Here is a 22688-nt window from a genome sequence, read left to right as displayed (position 1 = left end):
GGTTGGTGGGAGAATTTCTTTTATGACTACAACGCGCCTGATGCTCATTTGCGGTGCCCTTGCCGGACTTGTGATCGCATTAGTCGGCGGCACGTGGCTGGCGGCGGCAAATATGGCGCTGGGAACCTTCTTTTTCGCCCTCGCCGTGATGCTCGGCCCGTTTGCGGGACTAGCATTGCTACTCTGCGCTGCCGCTGCATCTACGGCGCTAAGCCGTTCCCTGTTTTGTGTGGGCGGCTTGTTTCTCGTGGGGGCAACCTCGACGTTGTGGGCGCACGGCACGCTGTCGCTGCCGCTTTTCGTGGCAGGCACGCTGACCGGCGTCCTCGCCGTCTGGCTACACTGGGCACATGGCCACTCTGCTCTTCGATCTCTACGGCGTGCTCATGCGGCCCGCTGGGAACGCTGAGCTGGAGGACTACCTCCGCCCCGCAGACCCAGAGCACTTTTGGTCACTCTATGAGGAGTTTCGGCCCGCCTATGAGGCAGGGCAGTTGAGTGATTCGCAGTATTGGGGGCGCATCCGCGCGCTGACCGAACTCACCTCTTTTGACGTCAGTCACGCGATTGAACTGGACACCGAGCGCCTGCTCGTTGCCGACGCCGAGGTAGTTCGTGCGGCGCTAGACCTTATCGGCCAAGGCCACAGCGTTGGCATCCTAGCGAATGTTCCGACGGTATTGGGAACTAGGCTCCGCCACACGCAGCCCTGGCTCGAGGAGTGCGCCGCGGTGACGCTGAGCTGTGATATTGGGGTGGCTAAACCGGATCCGGAGGCCTACCTCGTGGCCGTCGATGCCCTCGGCGCGCAAGCCAAGGACACGCACTTTTTCGATGATCGGCCAGACTTCGTCACCGGCGCCCAGCGCCTTGGGCTCAAGGCCCACCTTTTTACGGGAATCGACTCGCTCTGCTTTTAGGCAGCTTTTGCTTCGCGTCCGAGCTCCAGGGGCACGCGCAGCAGCGGATCGAGCGCCACAGCACGGGTGCAGGCGCGAACGATCTCGGTGTGTGAGGGGATCATGCGTAGCTTTACCGGATGATCGGAGGCCTGGCGCACAGCGGAAGCAAAGAGCTTCGGGGCCGCCGGATCATCCGAGAAGGCGCCGCCGGCCACCACGAGGGTATCGGGGGTGTGCTCAGCCAACAGCTCAGCGGCGGTGGCGCCGAGGGAGCGCGCGCGGTCGTCGAGAAGCGTGCGCGTTTCTTCATCAGCATTCGCGACTACGTCTGGGAGCGAGTCTCTGCCGGTCACATCAAGGACTGCCTGCGTGGCGAGAGAGTCAGGTGCAGTGAGTTCGAGCTGCACAATCTCATCACCCGAGGTCAATGCCGCACCGACGGAGTCATCCGCGTAGAGCACCATGACAGGCTTTTCTGCGCCCAGCTCTGCGGACTGCGTTTCCGAGCCCAGGATGGCGGGGATAACGGAGGACACCACAACCGGAACACCGAACTGGTACTCCAAGCGGCTGGTTATGTCCATCTCATCCCAGCCCAGGTTGTGGGCGGTGATGCGGCCGGCCTCGTTGACGCTGCCGGAGGTGGTCACGCCGACTGAAACCAAACGGAGATCCAGGCCGGTCATGAGGCGATTGACACCAGCGATGATGTGCTCGATGACATCGCTTGCACTCAAACGCGAAACCGGGGTAGCCACGTCTTCCTCGCGGAGGGTGCGCCCCTTGGTATCGAAGAAGGCGATGTGGGTAAAGGCGGTACCAACCGCAATGCCGGCGAGCATCCAGTTATTGTCTGCTACTTCCAAGGGCACGGTGGGGCGTCCGCGCCCGCGGGACTGAGTCAAATCCGTGCGCTCGCGAATCAGCCCAGCGCCCAGCAGCGCGGCAGTGGCGCGGGTAATCGTGGGCTGGGATAGCCCCGTGGCTTCGACAAGTTCACTGCGGGTAACAACGGGGTTGAGTCGAATGATGTGGAGGCACTTCGCCGCTGGGGTGCGAGGGCGAGTGAACACGGGACCAGATTTAATCATGGCGCAAGTATAAATTCAGCAGACCGCATTGTCTAATAGAAATTGGGATTCAGTAGACATCATAGTCTAGAAGTGTGCCTGCGTTAGAGTGGTGTTCATGGATTCTGTTGCTGTGTACTGCGGCTCCGCCGCCGGAAACTCTGAAGCCTATGGCCAAGCCGCACACCTTTTGGGGGAGGAGCTCGCGCGGCGCAACCTCACCCTGGTCTATGGCGGCGGTGACGTAGGCCTGATGGGCATCGTCGCAGATTCCTGCCTTGCCGCCGGCGGCACGGTCATTGGGGTTATCCCGCGGCAGCTCGTTGATTACGAGATGTCACACCAGCGGGTAACCAAACTCGAAGTCGTGGACACCATGGCGCAGCGCAAAACGCGTATGGAGGAACTCGCGGATGCCTTCGTGTGCCTGCCGGGTGGTGTGGGAACTCTAGAGGAGCTCACCGAGGTGCTCACCTTGCAGCAATTAGGCAACCTCGACGGCCCGGTGGGCCTGGTAGACGTCAACGGTTTCTGGCAGCCGTTTACAAGAATGTACTCCGCAATGGTGCAGGAGGGGTTCGTTCAAAAACGCTTCCTCGACGCGCTCGTGGTCAGCCCGTTTCCAGCTGAAGTCCTGGATCAATTTGCATCATGGACGAGCCCGGGAAGTAAGTGGAGCAACAATTAGCTAACAACCTGGTAAATAAGGCGGCGCTGGGTTGGCCCAACCCCCTGGATCTTCGTTAGACTTCGCCCTTATGAGTTTTGACCAGAACGCAGAGCGCCAGCCTTCGCTGCTGGACGCGTCGTGCGATAACTTCGTCCACGACCTCGCGCAGCTCACGCCCACCGATGCCACCGCGTGGGGAATTCCCGGCTTCGATGGGGAGCTGGAGGATTTCTCCCCGGAGTACTACTCCTCCGTGGCGGATCGCACTCGTGAGATGATGGCGGATCTCGACGCCCTCGATGACACCACCGACGAGTCTGATGATGACGATGACTTCGATGAGGTGGACTACGTCACCGCCGCCGTCTTGCGCGACCGTCTCTGCCTGGATCTTGACCTGCACCATGCCGGTGAGGACATCCGCTGCCTTAACAACATTGCCTCCCCGGTGCAGACCATCCGCGACACCCTCATGCTCATGCCGAAGGACACCCCGGAGCAGCTTGATGCGTTGCGCTCGCGCCTGTCGAAGGTGGCGGCCTCCCTCAACGGCTACAGGGAGTCCCTCACGGAGGCGGCGTCGCGTGGCATGGTGGCGCCGCAGCGCCAGATCTCCGATGTCTTCGTGCAATGCGAGCGGCTTGCCGACGCCGGCTCCATGCTCGAGGACCTTGGCGTTGAGGGCCCAGAGGTGGACGCGGCCAAGGAAGCCTTCGGCGAGTTCGCCGATTGGCTCTCAAACGAGCTGCAACCACAAGCACCATCGCAAGACGCGGTGGGTCGCGAGCGCTACGAGCGCTTCTCCAGGCTCTTCGTCGGCGATGTCGTGGACCTCGATGAGGCCTATGAGTGGGGCATGGACCAGGTGCGCTCCATCAAGGCGGAACAAGAAAAGATCGCCCACGAGCTCTATGGCTCCGACGTCACCGTGCGCGCAGCTATGCGCAAACTCAACGAGGAGGAGCGTTACCAGCTGCACGGCACCGACGCGTTAGTGGAGTGGATGCAGTCCACCGCGGACCGCGTCATCAAGGACCTCGACGGCACCGCCTTCGACATCCCGGAGGCGGTTAAAGAAATCGAGTGCTGCATTGACCCGGCCGGCACCGGCGGTATCTTCTACACCTCGCCGTCTGATGACTTCTCCCGCCCCGGCCGCATGTGGTGGTCCGTACCGGCTGGCCAGGAGCTTTTCCACACCTGGCAGGAACTAACCACCGTCCACCACGAGGGCGCGCCGGGCCACCATCTGCAGATTGGTGCCGCGCTGACCCAGCCGGATCTCAACCTATGGCGCCGTGCGGTGACGTGGAACTCCGGCCACGGTGAGGGCTGGGCTCTGTACGCTGAGGCACTCATGGCGGAGCTGGGATACATGGATGATCCGGGCTTCCGCATGGGGCTTCTCGACGCCCAACGCTTCCGCGCCGCCCGCGTCGTGGTGGACATCGGACTCCACTTGGGCAAGGCGTTGCCGGAGTGCACCGCGTCCGGTGTCTGGGACAAGTCCCACGTCAAGACCTTCATGCGTGAGAACACCGCGATGGACGATGCCAACCTCTCCTTCGAGGTCACCCGTTACCTGGGCTGGCCGGGCCAGGCGCCGTCTTATGCCTTGGGCCAGCGCCTGTGGCAGCAGACCCGCGACGCCGCAGTCGAACAGGGGATGGACGTACGTGATTTCCACTCCCAGGCATTGGCTCTGGGCTCAGTGCCGATGTCGATCCTGCGCGAGACGATTCTGGACTAGCTGTCAGACTCTTGGATTTATCCACACCTGACTCTTGGATTTATCCACTAGTGACTCTGTAATTTATCCATGTTTCGGACTAGGGTACCTGGTATGTACCTGCCGCGAATTGTTGATGCAGAAGTAGAAAGAGGCCTTCGCGTTGCCGGAGCCCTCTTCCTGAAAGGCCCCCGCGCGAGCGGCAAAACGTCGACGGCGCGCCAGTTTGCTAAGTCTGTCATTCAGCTTGACCGTGACACTCCTGAAGCAAACGTTGCTCGCATGCAACCGGCACTAGGGCTTCAAGGGGCGCGGCCCCGGCTTATCGATGAATGGCAGGTTGTTCCTGCTATCTGGAACGAAGTGCGTCATGCGGTCGATGACTCGCGAGAAAAGGGACAGTTCCTCCTCACGGGTTCCTCGACACCCGATGACGATGCCACCCGCCATTCGGGGGCTGGGCGTATTCGCTCGATTCAGTTGCGTACGTTGAGCCTGGCAGAGCGTGGAGATTTGGCTGAGCGCGTATCACTAGGCGCGATTATTTCCGGCAATCAGGATCCCACGGCTGGGACGGACGCCACCGTGGCGGATTATGCCCGCTGGATCGTTGCCGGTGGCTTCCCAGAGTTTTTCGACCTTGATCCTCTAGATGCCCAAGAGGGGATGGAGTCTTACCTCACGGAGATGAGCGAGCACGACTACCCGGAACTTGGGGGTCCGCGCCGCGATCCGCGCCGTTTCCAGTCTTTTCTTCGCGCCTACGCGGGGCTAGTTGCTCAACCGGCCACCGCTGCAGCGATTCGTAAACGCATTGGCGAGCTCAGCAGTGCTACTCCTATGCCGGCAGCAGAAACCGTCAACGTTATTCATGATTTTGCTACACGTTTGTTCCTAGTTGAAGACCAGCCCGCGTGGTCACCAAAGACGAGATCTAAGACAACCATGGTTCAGATGCCGAAGCGTCAGCTCGCGGATCCTGGCTTGGCAGCTGCATTGTTGGCGGTTGGGCCAGACAAACTGCTTGGTGATCTAGAGACTTTGGGCATTCTCTTTGAGGCGCAACTGGTGCACGATCTGCGCGTTTATGCTCAAGCATTAAGGGCACGAGGCGTCTTCCATCTGCGGGATATGAAGGGCCGCGAAGAAATTGACGCGATAGTGGAACTCAGGGATGGCTCGTGGGTGGGATTTGAAGCGAAACTTTCGCACAACGAGGTCGATGCCGCGGCGGCACATTTGTTAAGAGTGGCAGAGAAGGTCTCCTTGCCACCGGCCGCTCTCATCGTGGTTATTCCCAGCGGACCAGCTTTCCAACGGTCAGATGGAGTGTGGGTGGTTCCACTAGCGGCGCTTGCGGAATAGCCGCAAAATCTGCGGCAGGTAGCCGGCGATGACCAGCACGATGATGAGCCGGATAATCTGCACGGCCACCACGGCTGGGCCCGCGCCTCCTTCCGCAGACAGCGCAAGCACCGTCTCCAGCGCGCCGGGTGAGGTGGCGAGGTAAGCCTCGAAGTAGGTTATGTCCAGCCATGCGGTCAGAGGCAGTGCGGTCAATGCGCACACGCCGAGCACGACAACGATAAAGAGGATCGTCGCCGGTAGCTGCTTGGCGAAGGCCCGCAGTGCCGGTACCGAAAGCCCACCACCGCAGACCCAGCCGATGGACATAAAGGCCATGATCTTGAACACGTAGAGCGGCTCCAGTGTGTGGCCGGCTGGAATAACCTGCGCAACCAGCACCGTCAAGATGAGCGGCCCCAAAACAGCAGCAGCTGGCAAACGCACCAGCTTGCCCAGCTGTTCACCAACCACAGCGATGGCGAGAGTCAGCAGTACGATCCACCACGTGACCTCGCCGTCAACGCTCATGTCGACACCGTGACCAGCGGGGGCATCCAACAACGACACCACCAAAGGCAGCGACACCGACACCGCCAGAAGGCGCAGGTATTGCGTCAGCGCCACGTAGCGGTAGTCCGCGCCGAGCTCGCTAGCTAGTGCCGGCATGAGGGAGGCCCCGCCCGGCAGCATCGACAAAATACCCGTCTCCCAGGAAATATCCTTCGGCTGCGAACGATGCAGCAGAACACCGCCAGCGACGCCGATTAAAACAGTAATGAGTGACATCGTCACCGCGGCTGGCACAAAGCCGATGAGGGTGGAGGCAGGAACTAAGGTCAAAGGTATGCCCGCCATCATTCCGATGAATCCGCGGGCGACAGAATAAAAGTGCTCGTTAACGGCGAGTTCTTTGCCCGTCGTCAAGGCCATGGCTCCCGAGACCACGATGGCGCCGAGGATCCAGGCTGCGGGTACGTGAAGGTAGCTAAACAATGCCCCGAGTGCTGCAGACCCCGGGGCCACGATGACCCATCTCGTACGAACAGACATGGAATCGAGTTTAATGATGGACATGGATTTCGGATTAAGCGGTTGGACGATTCTCACCATTGGCGCTGCCGTGGCCGGATGGATCGATGCCGTCATTGGCGGCGGCGGGCTCGTGCTTATTCCGCTCATTCTGGCGGTCGCGCCCCAGCTTGCTCCCGCCACCGCCCTGGCCACGAACAAGGTGGCGGCGGTCTCTGGAACGGCCTCTGCTGCCGTTACGCTCGTCAAGAAGGTCCGCCCGCCGAAGGGCGAGCTCATCCGTATGGGCCTTATCGCCCTCCTATGTTCCGGGCTCGGCGCTGCAGCAGCCGCACTCATGGACAAGGACGTCATGCGGCCGGTCATCATCGTGCTCATGGTGGCAGTCGGCATTTTCGTGGCCTTTCGCCCAGACTTCGGCAGCGGCGAAGGGGACGGTATCCGTGGCGGCTGGCGCACGTGGACCGGGTTAGCCGCCGTGGCGGCCATTGCCTTTTACGACGGTATTTTTGGGCCCGGCACCGGCATGTTCCTCATCATGGCCTTCACCGCCATCTTTTCCCAGAACTTCCTTACCTCCGCCGCGATGTCCAAGGTGGTCAACACATGTACCAACGTCGGCGCGCTCGTGGTCTTTATCGTGGGCGGGCACGTGGTATGGGGCCTAGCACTTGTTCTCGCAGCAGCAAATATCATCGGCGCGCAGCTGGGCGCGCGAACAGTGCTCGGCGGCGGTGCGAAGCTCATCCGCTATGCACTGCTCACTCTCGTCGTGGTGATGAGCGTGTACCTGGCCTGGCAGCAGTGGGGTTAAATCCGGTTCTTCGTCTTTGCGGTTGCTACCGCATTCCACGGATCCTCCGGCCACGGGTGCTTGGGATAGCGCCCGCGCATGTCGGCGCGCACCCCGGCATAGGGCCCAGACCAGAAGCTCGCTAGATCATCGGTGACGGCAAGTGGCCGGCCGGCGGGGGATAACAGATGAAATTGCACGCGATGGCCGCAGTATTCGGGAGACTCCGCCAACCCGAAACATTCCTGCAACTTGATGGAGACCACTGGGCGCTCGCCGGACCAATCGATCCTCGCAGCACGTCCGGACGGAACCGATAACCGTTCCGGCGCGAGCTCATCCAAGCGGCTAGCTTCGGGCCACGGCAGCAGGCGCTGCAGCGCCGGATACATGTCTGGGCGCTTACCGGAAGCCAGTTCATACAGCTCCGGCTCCAGCCAGCTCAGATCATCACCGTCCACGTCCGGCCATGGCTCACCGTATGCAGCGTGTAAGTGCCGCATACGTTCCCGCAGGTTCTGGGCCTTCTCGCTGAAGTGAAACAGGTTTAAACCCTGTCCGGAGTTGCGTAGTGCCTCCACCGCCTCATCACCGGAGACCTTCACTGGGGTTTCCGACAATACGATGGCGCCTGCCGCACGCACACGGATTCCCCGCACTTTGGAGCCGTCGAGAAAAGCCCGCGTCTCTTCGGTCACGCCGATGATCTCGAGCGCGTCTTTTTCCGCAATCGGCACTGCTTCACGAATGATGGCGTTTCCAGATTGCGCCAACGACACCTCAGCCACCGCCAACCACTCGTGACCATCCTCGAGAAACCGCGCGCGGGTGCCACTCGCCAACAAATACTCCTTGTCACCTACGCGCTTAGCCACGAACTCCGGGAAGGCAGTAGCGACCACCACGCCTGGGTCCACCGGACCTTTGTTGGGCACCAGGCGGGCAAGCCGCTTCGGATCCGAATCATCCAGGCGGGCAATCGTCTGCGCCGCCCCCGCACCGTACTTCAACAGTGCCGCGCCCCACCGTGGGTGCGTCGGCAGCAGCGCCAGTTCTTCGCCAGCGTTGAGCAGATCTAGGGTGCGGTGGGCGTCGGCAAGCGCGGGTGCCGGTGCTTGATCAAGCAACGGGAAGTCCGGTCCCGCGCCCCAACAATCCATGAACAGCGCCGCCTGCGTGAGGTCCGCGGAAAGAATCTCTGGAATCACGTGCGGAGAAAAGTGCTGGTAGTCCTCCTGTGAATAGCAGCGGACGACGGTACCCGGCGCCTCACGCCCGGCACGTCCGGCGCGTTGATCGGCGCTGCTTTTCGACGTCGACACCGTCACCAACCCACTCATCCCGCGCTGCGCATCCCGCTTGGGGACGCGGGACAACCCAGCATCGACGACGGTGCGCACACCCGGCACGGTCAGCGAAGATTCGGCGATGGACGTGGCGACGACGATGCGCTGTTCTCGCGTATACAGCGCAGCGTCCTGCTCCTGCGTGGTTTGGCGGCCATGGAGCGGAAAAACGTTGTGGCCGCTCAAGGCATCACACACCAGGTTGACCTCGCGAACTCCCGGCACAAAGACCAGCGTGGACTCGTGCTGCCGCGCGGCAACCCTCGCCACGCCTTTCCAAAAGTCTCGATCTCCCGCAGCGCGCCCCGGAATCGGTTCATAGGAGATGTTGAGCGGATATGTAACGGCCTCAGTGGAATGGATCGGCGCCCCTCCCATGAGCTGGGAGAAGCGGGAGGCGTCGACAGTCGCGGACATGGCAATGACCCGAAAATCATCGCGGAGCTGCGCCAACTCCAAGCACATGCCGAGTACGAGGTCAGTATCGAGCTGGCGTTCATGCACCTCGTCGATGGCTACGGCGGAAATTCCTTCAAGTTCCGGATCCCGCAGCAGGCGGCGCAACAAAACACCTGGGGTAACAAACTCGACGTCTGCGCCTTTGCGGGAATCACCGCGCACCGCATAGCCGATGCGCTGGCCTGACAACTCTTGAAGGCGGTTTGCCGCAGCACGCACAGCTACGCGGCGCGGCGCGGTGACGAGAACCTTGCCCTCTACTTGGTTAGCCAGCGCCGGCGGAACGAGCGTGGTCTTACCCGTGCCGGGCGGAGCCTGGACTACGACGTGACCGGCGGAAGGCAGAGAATCGATGGTCTCCAGGACGGGTAGCCCCTTGCCGATCGCCTTGAGATCAAACATCGAGATCCTGGCGCTCCCACCTATCTTCGTTGTCCTCCAGCGTGCGCACCACACGACCGGGTTGACCCAGCACCAGTGACCTATCCGGGATATCTGTGGTGACCAGTGTGTTCGCTCCAACGACACAATCCTCGCCGATGGTCACGCCCGGCAGCACCGTGACGTTGGCGCCGAACCACGTGTTGCGCCCGACGCTAATGGGCTTCGCAATCTCCCAACCTTCTGCTCGCATCTCATGGTCGTTGACAGGATGCCCCACGGTAATAAGCGAGCAGTTCGGACCGATCATGACGTGGTCCCCGAGGGTTACAGGCGCCTGTGCCAGGATCGTCGCACCAAAGTTGATGAAGACGCCCTTTCCGATGGTCACATTGCAGCCATACTCCAAGTTGAGCGGGACGTGCAGCCCGGGAACCTCGGACTCGGGCGACAACAGTTCCCGCAAAATCTCCTTCGCGCGCTCTGGGTTGGTGTTTTGCAGCTCATTGAGCTCCTTGGCCAGCAGGAAGCCGCGTCGATGTTCGGCGCTAACCTCCTCGTTGACACTGGGCATGAACCACTGCCCGCTGGTCATGCGTTCAAAGGATCCTTCGTCTGGGTGATGCATGTCAGCCATCCTATTCCCTCCTCTTAGTCTCGAGTCAGAACATCGAGAGCGGCACGGTGAAGGAAAACCTTGGAGCGGCCTTGTTGGATTTCTTCTAGGATTCCTAAATCTACGAGATGCGCCAGCCACGCGCTGGCGGTTTGGCGTTTGACGAAGCCCGTCTCTACCACGTCAGTAATGCGTACATAGGGCTTGATAAGAATGAGCTCGGCCATCTCGAGGGGATGGTTAATCACGCCCGCAGAACGTATTCGTTGCGCAGTGTTTTCCTGGATAGCCCGAAGCTGGGTAATCATCGAGGAGGCGTCGGCAGCCGCTGCGTGAACGCCGCGGATCATAAAAAGAAGCCAGTTTTCCCATGCTCCCTTAGCTGTCACAGCGTTGAGATGGCGATAGTAGTCTGCTTTGTTTCCGACGATATACCCGGACAGGTACAAAACCGGCAGCTCAAGAAGATCTTCTTGGATGAGGTAGAGGACGTTAAGGATTCGTCCAGTGCGCCCATTGCCATCGTAGAAAGGATGGATTGCTTCAAATTGATAGTGAAGCAGTGCCATCTTTACAAGGGAATCAACGTCGTGGCTGCAATATATATAGTCCTCCCACGCTGCGAGATGGTCCTCGATAATCTCCCTTCCTTCAGGTGGGGTGTAGAGCCTCTCCTTCGTTACAGGGTTACCGATAAACGTGCCCGGAAGTGAACGCACCTCGGCCTGAGTATCTAGAAGGGTGCTGCATACGATTTTTGCTGTCTTTTCTGATAGAGGTCGCTGCGATAGTGAGGAAAGTCCAGCGTGGAGCGCGGCGTTATAGCGAAGAGCCTCCTTGGTGGCAGGAGTCGGCTCGGCATCGACGTGCCACGCCGCACGGAAGAGCTCGTCATTAGTGGTGACGATGTTCTCAATCTCGGAGGAAGCACGAGCCTCACGCAGTGGAATCGTTGAGGTGATGATCTCCGGGTTAGGGATGAGCTGGCAGGCCGTACGCAGTTCAGCCAGTTTTTCCTTAGCATCGATGATGGCCTTAAGCACGGGAACGGTTTCCACCACTTCTGCAGGGGGGAGGGGTGGAAGCTCATTGTAGGGGGTGTCCGGGCTATAGGTTGGCATGGTAAAAGAATAGACATGTTGAGCAGATATGTCGATTTTTTTCAGAATTTTCGACATATCTGGATGACTTGTCGATTGCGTCGACATATCGGCGTACCCTCAGACGTTGACGTGTTAACAAATTAAGAAAGGCATCCTTATGGCGAAAATCGGCATCATCCTCGGCTCTACCCGCGACGACCGCGCCGGACTGGCCATCGCCCAGTGGGTCACCGACCTCGCTCAGGGGCGCGACGTGGACTACGAGCTCATTGACCTCAAGGCCTTCGACGTTCCGATCCTCACCACCTCCGTCATTCCTATGGCGGCAAACAAGAATTACGAGGATCCGCAGGTGCAGGCTTGGTCCGATGCTGTCGATTCCTGCGACGGCTATATCTTTGTCACCCCGGAGTACAACCACTCCGTGCCGGGCGCTTTCAAGAACGCCGTCGATTCCCTCGGCGCCGAGTGGGTAGGCAAGCCGATTGCGTATGTGGGCTACAGCTTCAGCGGCGGCATCCGCGCGGTAGAGGCGTGGCGCCTCATCATGGCGAACTTCTCTATGAAGCAGCTGCGCACCCAGCTGGATATCTCGCTGAATACCGACATGAAGGATGGCACCTTCACCCCGGCTGATTTCAAGGCCGGGATCGTCGAAAACATCTGCGCCGAGCTGGAAGAAGTCCTATCCTAGGGCGCATGGAAAAGGTAGCAGTCGTCACAGGAGCATCGTCGGGGATCGGGGAGGCGTCGGCAAGAGCGTTGGCGGCCGACGGTTGGCATGTTGTCGTCGGTGCGCGTCGCGTAGAGCGCCTTGAGGCCCTCGCGAAGGACATCGGCGGCGAGGCGCACGCCCTCGACGTAACCTCGGACGAGTCCGTGGCTGAGTTCGTCTCCCACCTCGACCGCGTGGACCTCTTGGTCAACAACGCCGGTGGCGCGAAGGGCCTGGAGCCCCTCGTGGAGACCACTATCGATGACTGGCAGTGGATGTACGACGTCAACGTCCTAGGCACTGTCCGTATGATCCAAGCCCTCATGCCGAAGCTGCGGGGTGGGCTCATCATCAACATGGGCTCCGTTGCCGGTTGGAACGTCTACGAGGGCGGCTCCGGCTACAACGCCGCTAAGCACGGTGTGCGCGTGATTTCCCGTGCACTTCGTATCGAGGAGCACGGCGTTCGTGTCACCGAACTCGACCCGGGCCGTGTAGCCACGGCGGAGTTTTCCCTCAATCGTTTTCGGGGCGACACCGAACGTGCTGCACAGGTGTATGACGGCGAACTCAACCTCACCGCAGAAGACATCGCTGAGGCCGTGCGTTGGGTGGCCTCGCTGCCGGAGCACGTCAACATTGACACCATGACCATTAAGCCGCGCACGCAAAGCTAAATTACCTGTTTCGCTGCAGGTGAGACGCCTCTTATAGTGGCATGCGTTAGTGAAAACACATGTGAGTATGGGGGTGTTAGATGGCATTCAGCGCCATAGTGGCCTTAATGGGTGTGTGGTTCGCGGCGATGGCCTCGCCAGGACCAGACGTGGTGCAGATTATTCGTTTGGGTGCACGCTCTACGCGCGCGGCGGTGTGGGCCGCAATCGGTAGCACCACCGGCTTGATGATGTGGACCGTTGCTTCGCTAGCGGGGCTTACCGCATTGATTTCGGCGCACCCGGAAATCCTGGTGGCGCTGCAGGTTGCCGGCGGCAGCTATCTGCTGTGGATGGCTTTTTCTGCCATCAGCGGTGGCATCAAAGAGCGCCGTGCACCGGCAACTATGAACCCTCAACCGCGCGGGTTCACCCCGGATGGCATCATCAGACTCGGCACGGCGTACCGCATGGGCCTGGTCAGCGACCTTTCCAACCCCAAGGTTCTGATTTTCTTCGGCGCTATCTTTGCCAATTTTATCGATCCGGACATGGGCTTGAGCGCCAATGCCACGGTTGGTTCTGTGTTGGTTATAGAAAGCCTCATTATTTTTGTTGGTGTCGCGCTGTGTACTCGTGCGGTGTCGAAGTGGATGGCGAAGAACTCCGCCAGTGTCGATATCTTTAGTGGCGTAGTGTTTGCCCTGCTTGGCGTCATCATTCTGGTGGAGGGACTGCTCAGTGCAGCCGCTGGGTATGCTGGTCAGCATGCTAGAAGTCTCAATTAAGGGAGAATCCATCAAGCTCGGCCAGTTCCTCAAACTGGCATCCTTGGTCGCCACCGGGGGTGAGGCCAAAGAACTTATCGAGCAAGGCCAGGTCACCGTCAATGGGGAAGTGACTAAGCAGCGCGGTGCAACGCTGGCGCTTGGCGACGTCATCTGCGTCTCCGACACCTGCGCCCGCGTCGTCGAAGACGACGACGATTATTTTGATGAGGCCACCGCCGATGATGACTTCGACCCGGAGAAGTGGAGGAACCTTTAATGCCCGCCTTTGAAGCAGAAGTAGGAATGCCCTACTGGATTACTCTGGCTAGCTCCGACGTGAAGGCTTCCGAGGAGTTTTATTCCGCCGTGTTGGGCTGGGAATTCGAAGAGGGCATTGCCCGTCTGGAGGGCCTGCCGATCGCGGAGATCGTCCCTGGCCAAGACACTTGGGCAACGTACTTCCTTTCCCGCGACTTGGAAGCCGACTGCGCCCGGGTAGAACAACTCGGCGGCAAGATCCTCGCTCTCGGTGCTCCGCTGGCGCTCGTTCTAGACAATTCCGGTGCCATGTTTGGTTTGACGCAGCCGGAGCTCGACCGCTTCGTCGCCGGCGGAGAGCCGGGTACTCCGGTGTGGCATGAGCTGACGGTTTCGGCGAATTTCCACTCAGCGCTGGACTTTTATGGCGAGCTCTTCAACTGGGAAATCCGTGGTGATGAGCATTACGCAGTAGCGGAGGAAGAAGGCGCTGCCTTCGCCGGATTTTGGCATGCCGAGGGCTTGCCGAGTTTCTGGCAAACCTACCTGGGCGTGCGGGACATTGACCAGGCAGCTAAGGCTGTGATTGATAACGGCGGAAAGATCATTCGTGAGCCCCACGATTCCCCATTCGGCCGCCTGTGTCTGATTGAGGACACGACGGGTGCGGCGCTCACCTTGTGTGAGGTTGAGGATGCCCCCGAAGAACCCATCGAGCTCTAGGGTTACGGAGGTCGTTCTCCGCATTCCAGCTGGCAATGTCTCCACCTACGGAGAGATCGCCAAAGTGGTGGGAGTCGGCGCGCGATATGTGGGCTGGGTAATGTCGAAAAGCGCAGATCTTCCCTGGTGGCGGGTGGTCAACAGCACTGGCCGCGCCCACACCTCGGCCGCCCAAGCCCATTGGGATGAAGAAGGCATCCCACACCGTGGGGACCGCGTGATCCTCTCGGAGTGCGGTCTGGATGCGGCGGATCTGGGAGGGTGAAAGTGCGCGCTTGGCTCCTTTTGAGCATCGCCATCGTCAGTGAAGTGGTCGCGACTTTATGCCTCAAGGTGGCGCTGGAGCACCCCGCCGTCTATGTCGTGGTGGTGGCGGGCTACGTCGTCGCTTTTTCCGCCCTGCACCAAGTGTTGCGCTGCGGCATGCACGTGGGTGCGGCCTATGGCATCTGGGGTGCAACCGGAGTGGTGCTTACTGCGGGGCTGTCCGCGTACCTCTTTGGCGAACAGCTCACGCCGCTCATGTTGGTGGGCATGGGGTGCATCATCGTCGGCGTGGTCTGCGTTGAAATGGGCGGCAGGGAACCGAAGACCACGCTCGTGGAGGTGGATCCTTGATCTGGTTATCCCTTGCCATCCTCATCGAAGTCGCCGGTACATTGGGCCTGCGTATGCTGGCCGTTCATGGGCAGAAGGCGTGGGTAGCGTGGGTCGTCGTGGCCTATGTGTCCTCCTATGTTTTCTTGTCGTTGGCTCTCCGTCAGGGCATACCGCTAGGTGTGGACTATGGAATCTGGACTGCCTGTGGCGTGGCGCTTACTGCTCTTTTCTCCTTCATGTTTTTCCGTGAGCCTTTCACCTGGCTTAAGGGTTTAGGGGTCGCGCTGATCATTGGCGGAGTGCTCCTAGTGGATATGGGGTAGAAGGGCTATCCCATTCGTCGTTGTAAACGACGGATCCTTCCTAGAAGGGGATTTCTTCACCGCCTTCAGATTTCTTGTTCTTCGCCTTTTCTGTTTGGCGTGCGGCTTCTCGTTGTTCTTTGTCTAGCTCGGCTTTAAGCTCCTGAGCCTCGCGATGCTTCCTGGTGCGATATCCTTCAATATCTTGTGCGATGCTCCGTGCCCAGCGCTTGCGCTTAGGAGCCAGCGGCCCGGAAGGCTCTGTGATTGCCCAGGTTCCGTCCTCAAAAAGCCAGACCACATCCCCGGTATCAGGGTCCAAGATATAAAAGGCCCGTCCATCGGTTTTCATATTGTGGTGGTGCTGGCACAACGCCACCATGTTGTCCGGATGCGTTGGCCCACCATCGGCGTAGTTAATCCGGTGGTCTAACTGACACAACCACGCCGGCATTCCGCAGCCAGCGGCACGGCAGGTGCCATCGCGGCCTTCAACGTATTTGCGAACCATCGTGGCTGGTCCGTAGCTCTTAGAGGCCTCCGGCTTGGTGCTCAAATCTCTTACCGTTGTGGATTTAGCCGGGATGTCTCCTGCTTGCCAGCCATGTCCTTCCACGTACACCGGGGCGTCCTCTACATCGTCGGCTTTATACGTGTGGAGCACTACTCGGGCAGCTTCTGGCTCCACCTTTCCGGTAGTGAGGAGGATCAGCGCTTCCGCCATGGACACCTTATGCTTTTCGGCTGCTGCCTTAATTGCTTCATGGATGATGATTCCGACGCTGCTGTCTACCTCGAGTTCTAGGGTGGCGCGCTGGGCGCGGGTCATCATGGAGTACCGATTCTTTGGGCGCTTATCCTCCACGGCGATGGAGTCATCATGAACCTTGACGAGGTCGCGTATCCGGCGGCGAATCTGCGCGGTGGTGGGAAATACCTGATTCGGCTTAGTCGGGGTAAACCACCGAGCTAATGAGGCATCAATTGCGGCGACCACCTCCTTTGAAGGCTGGCCTAGTTTAGCCATCACCTGATCGATGGCAATCAAAGCCGCTAGGTCCAGCAAATGGTTGGCATCTTGCAGAGCCTTTACTTGAGGAAGCTCGGTAAGGCGGTGAAGGCCCATGATAATGCGGGCTACCGCGCCAGCAGATTTACCGGTCTTTATCCCAAGGCGCATGCAGGCCGTATCGGCGTCCTCGTCAAGTGCGGGAAGAACGCTGGACCAGAATTCATAGTCTGCCTGGCGTACACCTTGACCTGCCACGCAGACCGGATCATTTGGATTGGAATGAGAAAAATAGGACGCATTAACAACGTCTGTAGTGGAAGACACGAAACGCGCAACCCCCCTCTTTCTTAAGTGAATTACTGAGAGGATCCGAACCCCCACTGTTCGAAACCCCTTTCGAAAAACGAGTTTATGCCACACCCTCGACGATGTCTACCCCGGAAGAAAAGTTGTTAAAGGGGAGGCAACTGAGGTGGCAGATGCTGGCGAGGTGTGGTTTCAGTCGGTCTCCCGCTCGATGCGGGCCGCGCGGAAGTCCCCTGGAGTGGGACGTATGTTTGGTTAATGCGCCCTCACTAGGGGTTGTTAAAATTGTGACTTGAGTTAATCTATGCACGTGCTGAAACCTACCCCGCTCATCGTTGGCCTTGCTCTTGCGGCTCTCACCGCGCCACCCGCCCATGCCCTGACGTTCGATCCTGAAAAGGTCCCACCACGCACCGAGATGACCGTGCGTTATGCCGACGGAAACTCGGTCTCTACCGGAAATGGTCACGAGTCCCGCCCCGCGCTATCCCTGGCCAAGCTATACCTCGGCATGTGGGTGCTGAAGTACGGCGCGCCGGAGGATAAAGCCCGCGTGGAGAACATGATTCGTTTCTCTGAGGACGGAACTGCCAGCGACTTAGAGCGGAAATATCCGCAGGCGATTCCCTCCATCATCGGTGAGTATCAGCTGGGGGAGACCCACCACAACGGCTACTGGGGAAATGTCACGACGTCGACGGAGGATCTCACGCGCTTCATCGGGGTGATTTCTGGCGATCCGGTTGCCGCGCCGATCACGAAGGGCATGGCGACGGCAGCGCCCGCAGCGGCCGACGGTTACCGCCAGGACTTTGGCACCGCACGAATCCCGGGCATCATCGGCACGAAATTTGGGTGGTCGGATGGCCGCCAAGTTCACGCGAGTGCCTCTTTTGGTCCGGGCTATAGTGTGGCGGCTAATACCTATGGTTCCCCGGCGGATCTCACGACGGATGTTCTCGGTGCGGTGGAGGTTTCTCCGCAGGCGCCGAGCTTGCCGACGCCCCTCCAAGATGCGCGCGATAGGGCGTGTGCGGAACTGAAGCGCGCTGTGCCGAGCTCGTCGCAGGTGTGCTGACCAACCAGGAAATAAGCTAAGAAGTACCTTTGCGCTTGCTAAGAAATCAATATATTCTCGGCTGTCAACGAAGCAGTTGCTAGCCCGAAAGGTATTTCTGATGCGCAAGACGTTGTCCATTTTGACCATTGCTGTTGCAGCTTTGAGCGCTGCCCCAGCAGCGACTGCGAAGAGCGACCAAACCCGTTCGCTTATTTCCCCAGGCACGTGTGCCACCATTACCAAGTTGGCAAATGAAGGAAAGCCCGTTCCGGATCCGTCTATTCTGCGCGATGCCGATTCCGTTCCTTCTTACTTCCAGAGCGGGGTCCTTAAGTACAAGGTGGCGGATGATTTCCCCTACCGCGAGCAGCTCGATGCCGCGGTAGCTGAGTGGAACGACGCGCTCGACGGGAAGGCCTCGCTTAAGGAAGTAGCGCCGTCCGAGGCTGATGAAGACACCATCGCCATCATCTACAAGCCGGAACCGAACGGTTACGTCCAAGGTACGGCCTACCCGGACCATGGGATGCTCTTCATCAAGACCGCTAACGCTCAGTACCCAGAGGCGCTCCAAGGCACTATAGCCCACGAGCTCGGCCACATGATGGGCGCGGGTCACTCCTGCGCCCACGCGCTCATGGCCGGTGCGAACCAGAATCCCATTTCGTATCATGTGACTCCGCTCGATGCGGTGGCTGTCCTGCAAGGACAGTTCGATTAGTTCACCGCAGGCTGGCGGCGCCCGGCGAATGCGAATAGGTGTCGTCGGTCTTGGCCAAGCGGTGAGCGCGGATTCCCAGGTAGATGACCGTCGGGTACATGATGAGCGCCACGAGGACATACTGCGTGACGAGCTGCCAGGTTTCCTCCCACATGTAGTTCCACGCGAAGTGGAGACAGAAGGAGAAAAACAGCGCGCCCACGCCAATGCCGAGGCGCCACCACCATGGTTTATGCGCGGCGTAGATAGCCCAGCCGATGCCAAAACCTGCGATGGCAGAGAAGCACATGTGCAGGCACGGGCCTGCAACAAGGCGCAGGCCCCACATCTGGAGCATGCCGATCCAGTCTGAGGTGGGGTGCATCAGTGCGCCCATCGCGGAGTACAGGCTGTTTTCCAGGACTTCGAAGCCCCAGCCCACGAGGGCACCGACGATGAAGCCGTGCCAAGGCCGGTTGAGCTGTCGGAAGCTGAGGAGGATGAAGACCACGCCGAGGGCCTTGGCAAATTCTTCCGGATAAGCACCGGCCCAGGACATCATGGATTCCTCCCAGCCCAGGCCCACGGAGAGGTCGGTCAGTGGGGAGGCTGACAGCAGCGCCAAGGTCACAGCAGCGCCGGCTCCCCAGAGCACGCTTGCCGACGCCCACCCTTTCCCCGGCCTTGCCCACATCGGACTGCGACTCCACAGGAACAGGCCCAGCGCCAAGAAACCGACGCCGAGGATCAAGCTAACGAGGCCCGGCAGAGGAGCCACGAAGAAAATGCCGAGCAGATTAATCAGGGAAATCGGCAGGCAGAGACCAATGATGATCCACAAGGTAACGCGGAAGATTTTGCTCATCAGAAGGCCTCCATAAATTGTTGGGCAAGGTCGGTCGGGTCACCATTGGAGAAGACGATCTGATAGTTGAGATCGCCTTTAGCCACGCTGAAGGCGAAGACCGGAATAAAGCCATCCGTTTCAAGAGTGAGAATGCCTCCGGCATCTTTAACGTCTTCTTTCTTCGGCATGCCCTCGAAGCTGGTTGCGCGCACGGCGCGGCGCAAAGCGAGCGCATCGTCCTCGACGCCTTCGGTGACATAGGCCTCGACCAAGGTATCGCCGCAGTCCCAGGCCTGGTTGGCCATGGAATCATGATTTACGCTGCACGTAAGGCCCTCGATGGGTTGGCGCCACTCAGGGTCATCGAGCACCACTTCTTCCATTTCAGGTTCACGTTCCGGCAAGGCCAAGCTCAGCACAGCGGGCAGCCCAAGGACGAGCAAGGTTGCCCCGAGCACGGCGAAGAAAGGTCCCGTCATCTTCGCCGGAGGGAAACGATAAGAAGTCATGCACACCACACTAACGCGTGCTTCTGACATAGAGTGAAGTGCATGAAGGATCTGTATCAATTTGTTAATGGCCCATGGATTGAGTCCCACGTTATCCCCGATGATCGCGGTGTCGACGGCACCTTCCACGCGCTGCGCGACGAAGCCGAGGAACTCGTCCACGAGATCGTTAAGGAAGACGCTGGCCGTCCCGGGATCGTGTATTCCTCTCACATGGACGTTGAGGGAGTCAATGCTGCGGGGACGGCGCCACTTTCCGAAGATCTGGACAAGCTGGTTGCGGCTGATCCGGAGGAGCTGGCGCACAACCTGGGTGTTCTGGAGCGCGAGGGCGTTGGTGCCCCAGTGACCTTCTGGGTAGAAAAAGACTCCGGCTCTGAGGACGCGGTGGCCTACATTATTCAGTCTGGTTTAGGTCTGCCGGATGAGGCTTATTACCGCGAAGAAGCTCACGCGCAGACGCTCGCTGACTACGAGAAGCACGTTGCGGCGATGCTGGGATTCTTAGATCCCGCTCGCCTCTTCGGGCTGGGCGCGGAGGTTGCAGCTACCCGCATCGTGAACCTGGAGAAGGAAATTGCGGCTGGGCATTGGGATGTGGTGGCCTCCCGTGATGCGGTGAAGACGTATAACCCGGTGGACGTCGCCAATCTGCCCAGCATCACCCGCGCCATCCTGCAGGGTGGGGGACTGCCGGAGCACCGCGTGGTGGCCATGATGCCGTCCTACTTTGAGCACCTCGAGGGCCTGTTCACCGCCGGCCGTATGGCGGATTGGCAACTGTGGGCTACGTGGCACATTCTGTTGTCGCGTGCCCCCTACCTCACCGAGGAGATCGGTAAGAAGAACTTCGAGTTCTATGGAACTAAGCTCTCGGGTGCTACTGAACAGCGTGCACGTTGGAAGCGCGCCGTCGGGCTGGCGGAAAACATGGTGGGCCAGGAAATCGGCAAGGTCTTCGTGGACAAGCACTTCCCGCCGTCCTCGAAGTCCGAGATGGATGAGCTGGTGGAATACCTTACCGCCGCCTACCGCGAGAGGATTTCGCAGCTGGAGTGGATGACCCCGGCTACCCGCGAGCGCGCGCTGGAAAAGCTCTCCCAGTTCAAGGCCAAGATTGGGTACCCGGATACGTGGCGCGACTACTCTGACCTGGAGTTTTCGCCGAAGGGTGCGGACTTGGTGGCCAATGTGCGCGCAGGCAACGCGTGGAACCACGATTATGAGTTGGCCAAGATTGGCAAGCCGGCGGACCGCGATGAATGGTTCTCCACCCCGCAGACGGTGAATGCTTTTTATAATCCGGTGGTCAATGACATCCCCTTCCCGGCGGCTATTTTGCCCCCGCCGTTCTATAACCCAGAAGCTGATGCCGCGGAGAACTTCGGTGCTATCGGCGCGGTGATTGGCCACGAGATTGGGCATGGCTTTGATGATCAGGGCTCGCAGTATGATGGCCAGGGCAACCTCAACTCTTGGTGGACGGATGAGGACCGCGCGGCCTTCGAGAAGTTGACCGCGAAGCTGGTGGATCAGTTCCAAGGCCAGGTGCCCAAGGTACTGGAGGGCACTGATTCCGCAGGCGTCAACGGCAGCTTCACTCTGGGTGAGAACATCGGTGACCTGGGCGGATTGGGCATTGCCGTGGTGGCCTACAAGAACTACTGCGCCGACAAAGGCCTGGACATCAACGGCCAGGTCGCGCCGTTTGAGGCAGAAGGTGCTGAGCCTGAATTGGCCGAACACGAGTACACCGGTCTGCAGCGCTTCTTCCTGGCGTGGGCGCGCGTGTGGCGTACTGCTATTCGTCCGGAGATGGCTACGCAGTACTTGGCTATTGACCCGCACTCGCCGGCGGAGTTCCGCTGCAACATCATCGCCGAGAACATTGACGAGTTCTACGAGGCTTTTGATGTCGAGGATGGATTGGTCCCAGAGGAGCGCGTCACCATCTGGTAGTACCCTTGGGGGCCATGAGTGACTACCAACTAAGTCCGGAAGAACAGCTCGAGCAACTCTCCTCCTACATGGAGGTGCACTACCCGCTGCCGGACTTCCGTCCGCCGTGGGCAGGTGGAGGTTCGCCGGAGGCGGACCGCTACTGTGCGCTGCTGCCGGATCGCATCGTGCAGGCCTCGATGATGGTGCTGGGTTCCGCGGTGGATCACTCGCTGCCTGGTACTGCCTTCACGGAGGGGGTGCGTGTTGAGGAATCTGAGGTCGGAGCGATCTTTGTTCCCTCGGAACAGAATGGCCGTTGGGCAGTCTCGCTGCACTCCGGTGGCTGGTGGCGCGGTGACGGCAAGGCGCTAGAGATGCAGTGGCGGCCCGAAGTGGCTGCTGCGGCGCAGCTGTCGGGGACCACGATCATTGATGTGGATTATCCGTTGGCGCCCGAGCACACCGTGGCGCAGATGGTGGAGTCGGTTCAGGCGGCCGTCGATTATGCGCGCGCCCAGGGGGCAGAGCGCGTGACGGCGTGGGGCTATTCCTCCGGTGGCGCGCTCGCAGCGCTGGTGCCTGCCGACGCCCTCCTCCTCACCTTCCCCGACTTCGGTGCGCTGGCCAAGCTGCCGGAGGAGATCCGCGGCGACTATGTTCTCGATGTTGAGAAGCTGCCGGGGCTGTATTCCGACATCTTGGTCCAGACCGCAGTACAGGACGAGATTGCTGAGCCCGTGGAGATTCCCGGTGCACAGACCGCGGAGTACGTGTCGATGCACCGTATCTCTACCCCGGCCGTGGCGCGCCAGCGGGTGCGTGACGCTGCCAAGTTCCTGTAGGG

The 22688-nt window shown here is 59.9% G+C and carries 26 protein-coding genes; 18 read left to right on the top strand and 8 right to left on the bottom strand.

Annotation, left to right across the window (positions count from 1 at the left end; translation table 11 throughout):
* Nucleotides 1-22: 22 nt before the first annotated feature.
* Nucleotides 23-409, top strand: coding sequence for a hypothetical protein (locus HMPREF3056_RS10915; protein WP_070754789.1), 387 nt, complete (start codon nt 23-25; stop codon nt 407-409).
* The gene (locus HMPREF3056_RS10910; RefSeq protein ID WP_070754787.1) at nt 351-920 is read left to right on the top strand and encodes an HAD family hydrolase; all 570 of its coding nucleotides are present in this window, start codon (nt 351-353) and stop codon (nt 918-920) included. Before HMPREF3056_RS10915 ends, HMPREF3056_RS10910 begins: the two co-directional genes overlap by 59 nt.
* On the opposite strand, the gene HMPREF3056_RS10905 is transcribed toward HMPREF3056_RS10910, so the two are convergent.
* Nucleotides 917-1993 carry an ROK family protein gene (locus tag HMPREF3056_RS10905; RefSeq protein ID WP_070754785.1) on the bottom strand — a complete coding sequence of 359 codons (1077 nt, stop codon included), beginning with the start codon at nt 1991-1993 and terminating at the stop codon, nt 917-919. The genes HMPREF3056_RS10910 and HMPREF3056_RS10905 overlap by 4 nt on opposite strands.
* Before the next feature lie 97 nt (nt 1994-2090).
* On the opposite strand from HMPREF3056_RS10905, the gene HMPREF3056_RS10900 reads away from it, so the two are divergent.
* The 3 genes from HMPREF3056_RS10900 (at nt 2091) to HMPREF3056_RS10890 (ending at nt 5736) form a co-directional block, all read left to right on the top strand.
* The gene (locus tag HMPREF3056_RS10900; protein WP_070754793.1) at nt 2091-2660 is read left to right on the top strand and encodes an LOG family protein; all 570 of its coding nucleotides are present in this window, start codon (nt 2091-2093) and stop codon (nt 2658-2660) included.
* A gap of 70 nt (nt 2661-2730) precedes the next feature.
* The gene (locus tag HMPREF3056_RS10895; protein WP_070510676.1) at nt 2731-4392 is read left to right on the top strand and encodes a DUF885 domain-containing protein; all 1662 of its coding nucleotides are present in this window, start codon (nt 2731-2733) and stop codon (nt 4390-4392) included.
* A 93-nt stretch (nt 4393-4485) separates the two neighbouring features.
* Entirely contained in the window at nt 4486-5736 is a 1251-nt protein-coding gene (locus HMPREF3056_RS10890) for an ATP-binding protein (RefSeq protein ID WP_070517082.1), read from the top strand.
* On the opposite strand, the gene HMPREF3056_RS10885 is transcribed toward HMPREF3056_RS10890, so the two are convergent.
* Entirely contained in the window at nt 5716-6792 is a 1077-nt protein-coding gene (locus HMPREF3056_RS10885; protein WP_070754783.1) for an AbrB family transcriptional regulator, read from the bottom strand. The two genes, HMPREF3056_RS10890 and HMPREF3056_RS10885, sit on opposite strands and share 21 nt — an antisense overlap.
* Between HMPREF3056_RS10885 and HMPREF3056_RS10880 the strand changes: the two genes are divergently transcribed.
* On the top strand, nt 6785-7561 hold the full coding sequence (locus tag HMPREF3056_RS10880) for a TSUP family transporter (RefSeq protein WP_369816137.1): 777 nt from the start codon (nt 6785-6787) through the stop codon (nt 7559-7561). The two genes, HMPREF3056_RS10885 and HMPREF3056_RS10880, sit on opposite strands and share 8 nt — an antisense overlap.
* Here the strand turns inward: HMPREF3056_RS10880 and HMPREF3056_RS10875 are convergent.
* Genes HMPREF3056_RS10875 through HMPREF3056_RS10865 form a run of 3 tightly spaced genes read right to left on the bottom strand, consistent with a single transcriptional unit; the run spans nt 7558 to nt 11520 of the window.
* A complete protein-coding gene (locus HMPREF3056_RS10875; protein WP_049156712.1) occupies nt 7558-9747 on the bottom strand; it encodes an ATP-dependent RNA helicase in 2190 nt (729 codons plus the stop codon). The two genes, HMPREF3056_RS10880 and HMPREF3056_RS10875, sit on opposite strands and share 4 nt — an antisense overlap.
* Nucleotides 9740-10354 carry a sugar O-acetyltransferase gene (locus HMPREF3056_RS10870; RefSeq protein WP_371441530.1) on the bottom strand — a complete coding sequence of 205 codons (615 nt, stop codon included), beginning with the start codon at nt 10352-10354 and terminating at the stop codon, nt 9740-9742. The genes HMPREF3056_RS10875 and HMPREF3056_RS10870 overlap by 8 nt, the downstream gene beginning before the upstream one ends.
* A gap of 23 nt (nt 10355-10377) precedes the next feature.
* Complete coding sequence (locus HMPREF3056_RS10865; RefSeq protein WP_049156716.1) at nt 10378-11520, bottom strand: Fic family protein; 1143 nt, start codon at nt 11518-11520, stop codon at nt 10378-10380.
* A gap of 82 nt (nt 11521-11602) precedes the next feature.
* On the opposite strand from HMPREF3056_RS10865, the gene HMPREF3056_RS10860 reads away from it, so the two are divergent.
* The 8 genes from HMPREF3056_RS10860 to HMPREF3056_RS10830 all read left to right on the top strand — a co-directional run bounded on the left by HMPREF3056_RS10860 (nt 11603) and on the right by HMPREF3056_RS10830 (nt 15490).
* Entirely contained in the window at nt 11603-12139 is a 537-nt protein-coding gene (locus tag HMPREF3056_RS10860; RefSeq protein WP_046648604.1) for an NADPH-dependent FMN reductase, read from the top strand.
* A gap of 5 nt (nt 12140-12144) precedes the next feature.
* Nucleotides 12145-12837, top strand: a complete 693-nt coding sequence (locus HMPREF3056_RS10855) for an SDR family oxidoreductase (RefSeq protein ID WP_046648602.1) — start codon at nt 12145-12147, stop codon at nt 12835-12837.
* Between the two features lie 80 nt (nt 12838-12917).
* Nucleotides 12918-13604 (top strand): LysE family translocator, encoded by a 687-nt coding sequence (locus HMPREF3056_RS10850; protein ID WP_046648600.1) that lies wholly within the window; start codon nt 12918-12920, stop codon nt 13602-13604.
* Nucleotides 13585-13863 (top strand): RNA-binding S4 domain-containing protein, encoded by a 279-nt coding sequence (locus tag HMPREF3056_RS10845; protein WP_046648682.1) that lies wholly within the window; start codon nt 13585-13587, stop codon nt 13861-13863. Before HMPREF3056_RS10850 ends, HMPREF3056_RS10845 begins: the two co-directional genes overlap by 20 nt.
* Complete coding sequence (locus tag HMPREF3056_RS10840) at nt 13863-14567, top strand: VOC family protein (RefSeq protein ID WP_070754779.1); 705 nt, start codon at nt 13863-13865, stop codon at nt 14565-14567. The genes HMPREF3056_RS10845 and HMPREF3056_RS10840 overlap by 1 nt, the downstream gene beginning before the upstream one ends.
* The gene (locus tag HMPREF3056_RS13160) at nt 14539-14832 is read left to right on the top strand and encodes an MGMT family protein (RefSeq protein WP_083295515.1); all 294 of its coding nucleotides are present in this window, start codon (nt 14539-14541) and stop codon (nt 14830-14832) included. The genes HMPREF3056_RS10840 and HMPREF3056_RS13160 overlap by 29 nt, the downstream gene beginning before the upstream one ends.
* 2 nt (nt 14833-14834) lie before the next feature.
* Nucleotides 14835-15185 (top strand): DMT family transporter, encoded by a 351-nt coding sequence (locus tag HMPREF3056_RS10835; RefSeq protein ID WP_049156726.1) that lies wholly within the window; start codon nt 14835-14837, stop codon nt 15183-15185.
* On the top strand, nt 15182-15490 hold the full coding sequence (locus tag HMPREF3056_RS10830; RefSeq protein ID WP_070754778.1) for a DMT family transporter: 309 nt from the start codon (nt 15182-15184) through the stop codon (nt 15488-15490). Before HMPREF3056_RS10835 ends, HMPREF3056_RS10830 begins: the two co-directional genes overlap by 4 nt.
* A gap of 40 nt (nt 15491-15530) precedes the next feature.
* On the opposite strand, the gene HMPREF3056_RS10825 is transcribed toward HMPREF3056_RS10830, so the two are convergent.
* Entirely contained in the window at nt 15531-16805 is a 1275-nt protein-coding gene (locus HMPREF3056_RS10825) for an HNH endonuclease signature motif containing protein (RefSeq protein ID WP_070681642.1), read from the bottom strand.
* 292 nt (nt 16806-17097) lie between these two features.
* Here HMPREF3056_RS10825 and HMPREF3056_RS10820 point away from each other — a divergent pair, with 292 nt between their 5' ends.
* Together HMPREF3056_RS10820 and HMPREF3056_RS10815 are read left to right on the top strand one after the other, a co-directional pair.
* Nucleotides 17098-17865: a hypothetical protein gene (locus HMPREF3056_RS10820; RefSeq protein WP_141759873.1), complete on the top strand. Its 768-nt coding sequence runs from the start codon at nt 17098-17100 to the stop codon at nt 17863-17865.
* A 100-nt stretch (nt 17866-17965) separates the two neighbouring features.
* Nucleotides 17966-18568, top strand: coding sequence for a zinc metalloprotease (locus HMPREF3056_RS10815; protein ID WP_046647030.1), 603 nt, complete (start codon nt 17966-17968; stop codon nt 18566-18568).
* A gap of 1 nt (nt 18569) precedes the next feature.
* Here HMPREF3056_RS10815 and HMPREF3056_RS10810 read toward each other — a convergent pair whose 3' ends face one another.
* Together HMPREF3056_RS10810 and HMPREF3056_RS10805 are read right to left on the bottom strand one after the other, a co-directional pair.
* Nucleotides 18570-19412: a PrsW family intramembrane metalloprotease gene (locus tag HMPREF3056_RS10810; RefSeq protein WP_049156732.1), complete on the bottom strand. Its 843-nt coding sequence runs from the start codon at nt 19410-19412 to the stop codon at nt 18570-18572.
* Nucleotides 19412-19903: a hypothetical protein gene (locus HMPREF3056_RS10805; protein WP_049156735.1), complete on the bottom strand. Its 492-nt coding sequence runs from the start codon at nt 19901-19903 to the stop codon at nt 19412-19414. The genes HMPREF3056_RS10810 and HMPREF3056_RS10805 overlap by 1 nt, the downstream gene beginning before the upstream one ends.
* Nucleotides 19904-19945: 42 nt before the next feature.
* Between HMPREF3056_RS10805 and HMPREF3056_RS10800 the strand changes: the two genes are divergently transcribed.
* Both HMPREF3056_RS10800 and HMPREF3056_RS10795 read left to right on the top strand, forming a co-directional pair.
* The gene (locus tag HMPREF3056_RS10800; protein ID WP_070754776.1) at nt 19946-21862 is read left to right on the top strand and encodes a M13 family metallopeptidase; all 1917 of its coding nucleotides are present in this window, start codon (nt 19946-19948) and stop codon (nt 21860-21862) included.
* A gap of 14 nt (nt 21863-21876) precedes the next feature.
* The gene (locus tag HMPREF3056_RS10795) at nt 21877-22686 is read left to right on the top strand and encodes an alpha/beta hydrolase (RefSeq protein ID WP_141759872.1); all 810 of its coding nucleotides are present in this window, start codon (nt 21877-21879) and stop codon (nt 22684-22686) included.
* Nucleotides 22687-22688: the final 2 nt, after the last annotated feature.

This window comes from Corynebacterium sp. HMSC056F09 (assembly GCF_001815785.1).
In the GTDB taxonomy this organism is placed as follows: domain Bacteria; phylum Actinomycetota; class Actinomycetes; order Mycobacteriales; family Mycobacteriaceae; genus Corynebacterium; species Corynebacterium hiratae.
This window is presented reverse-complemented; position numbering and strand designations above follow the sequence as displayed.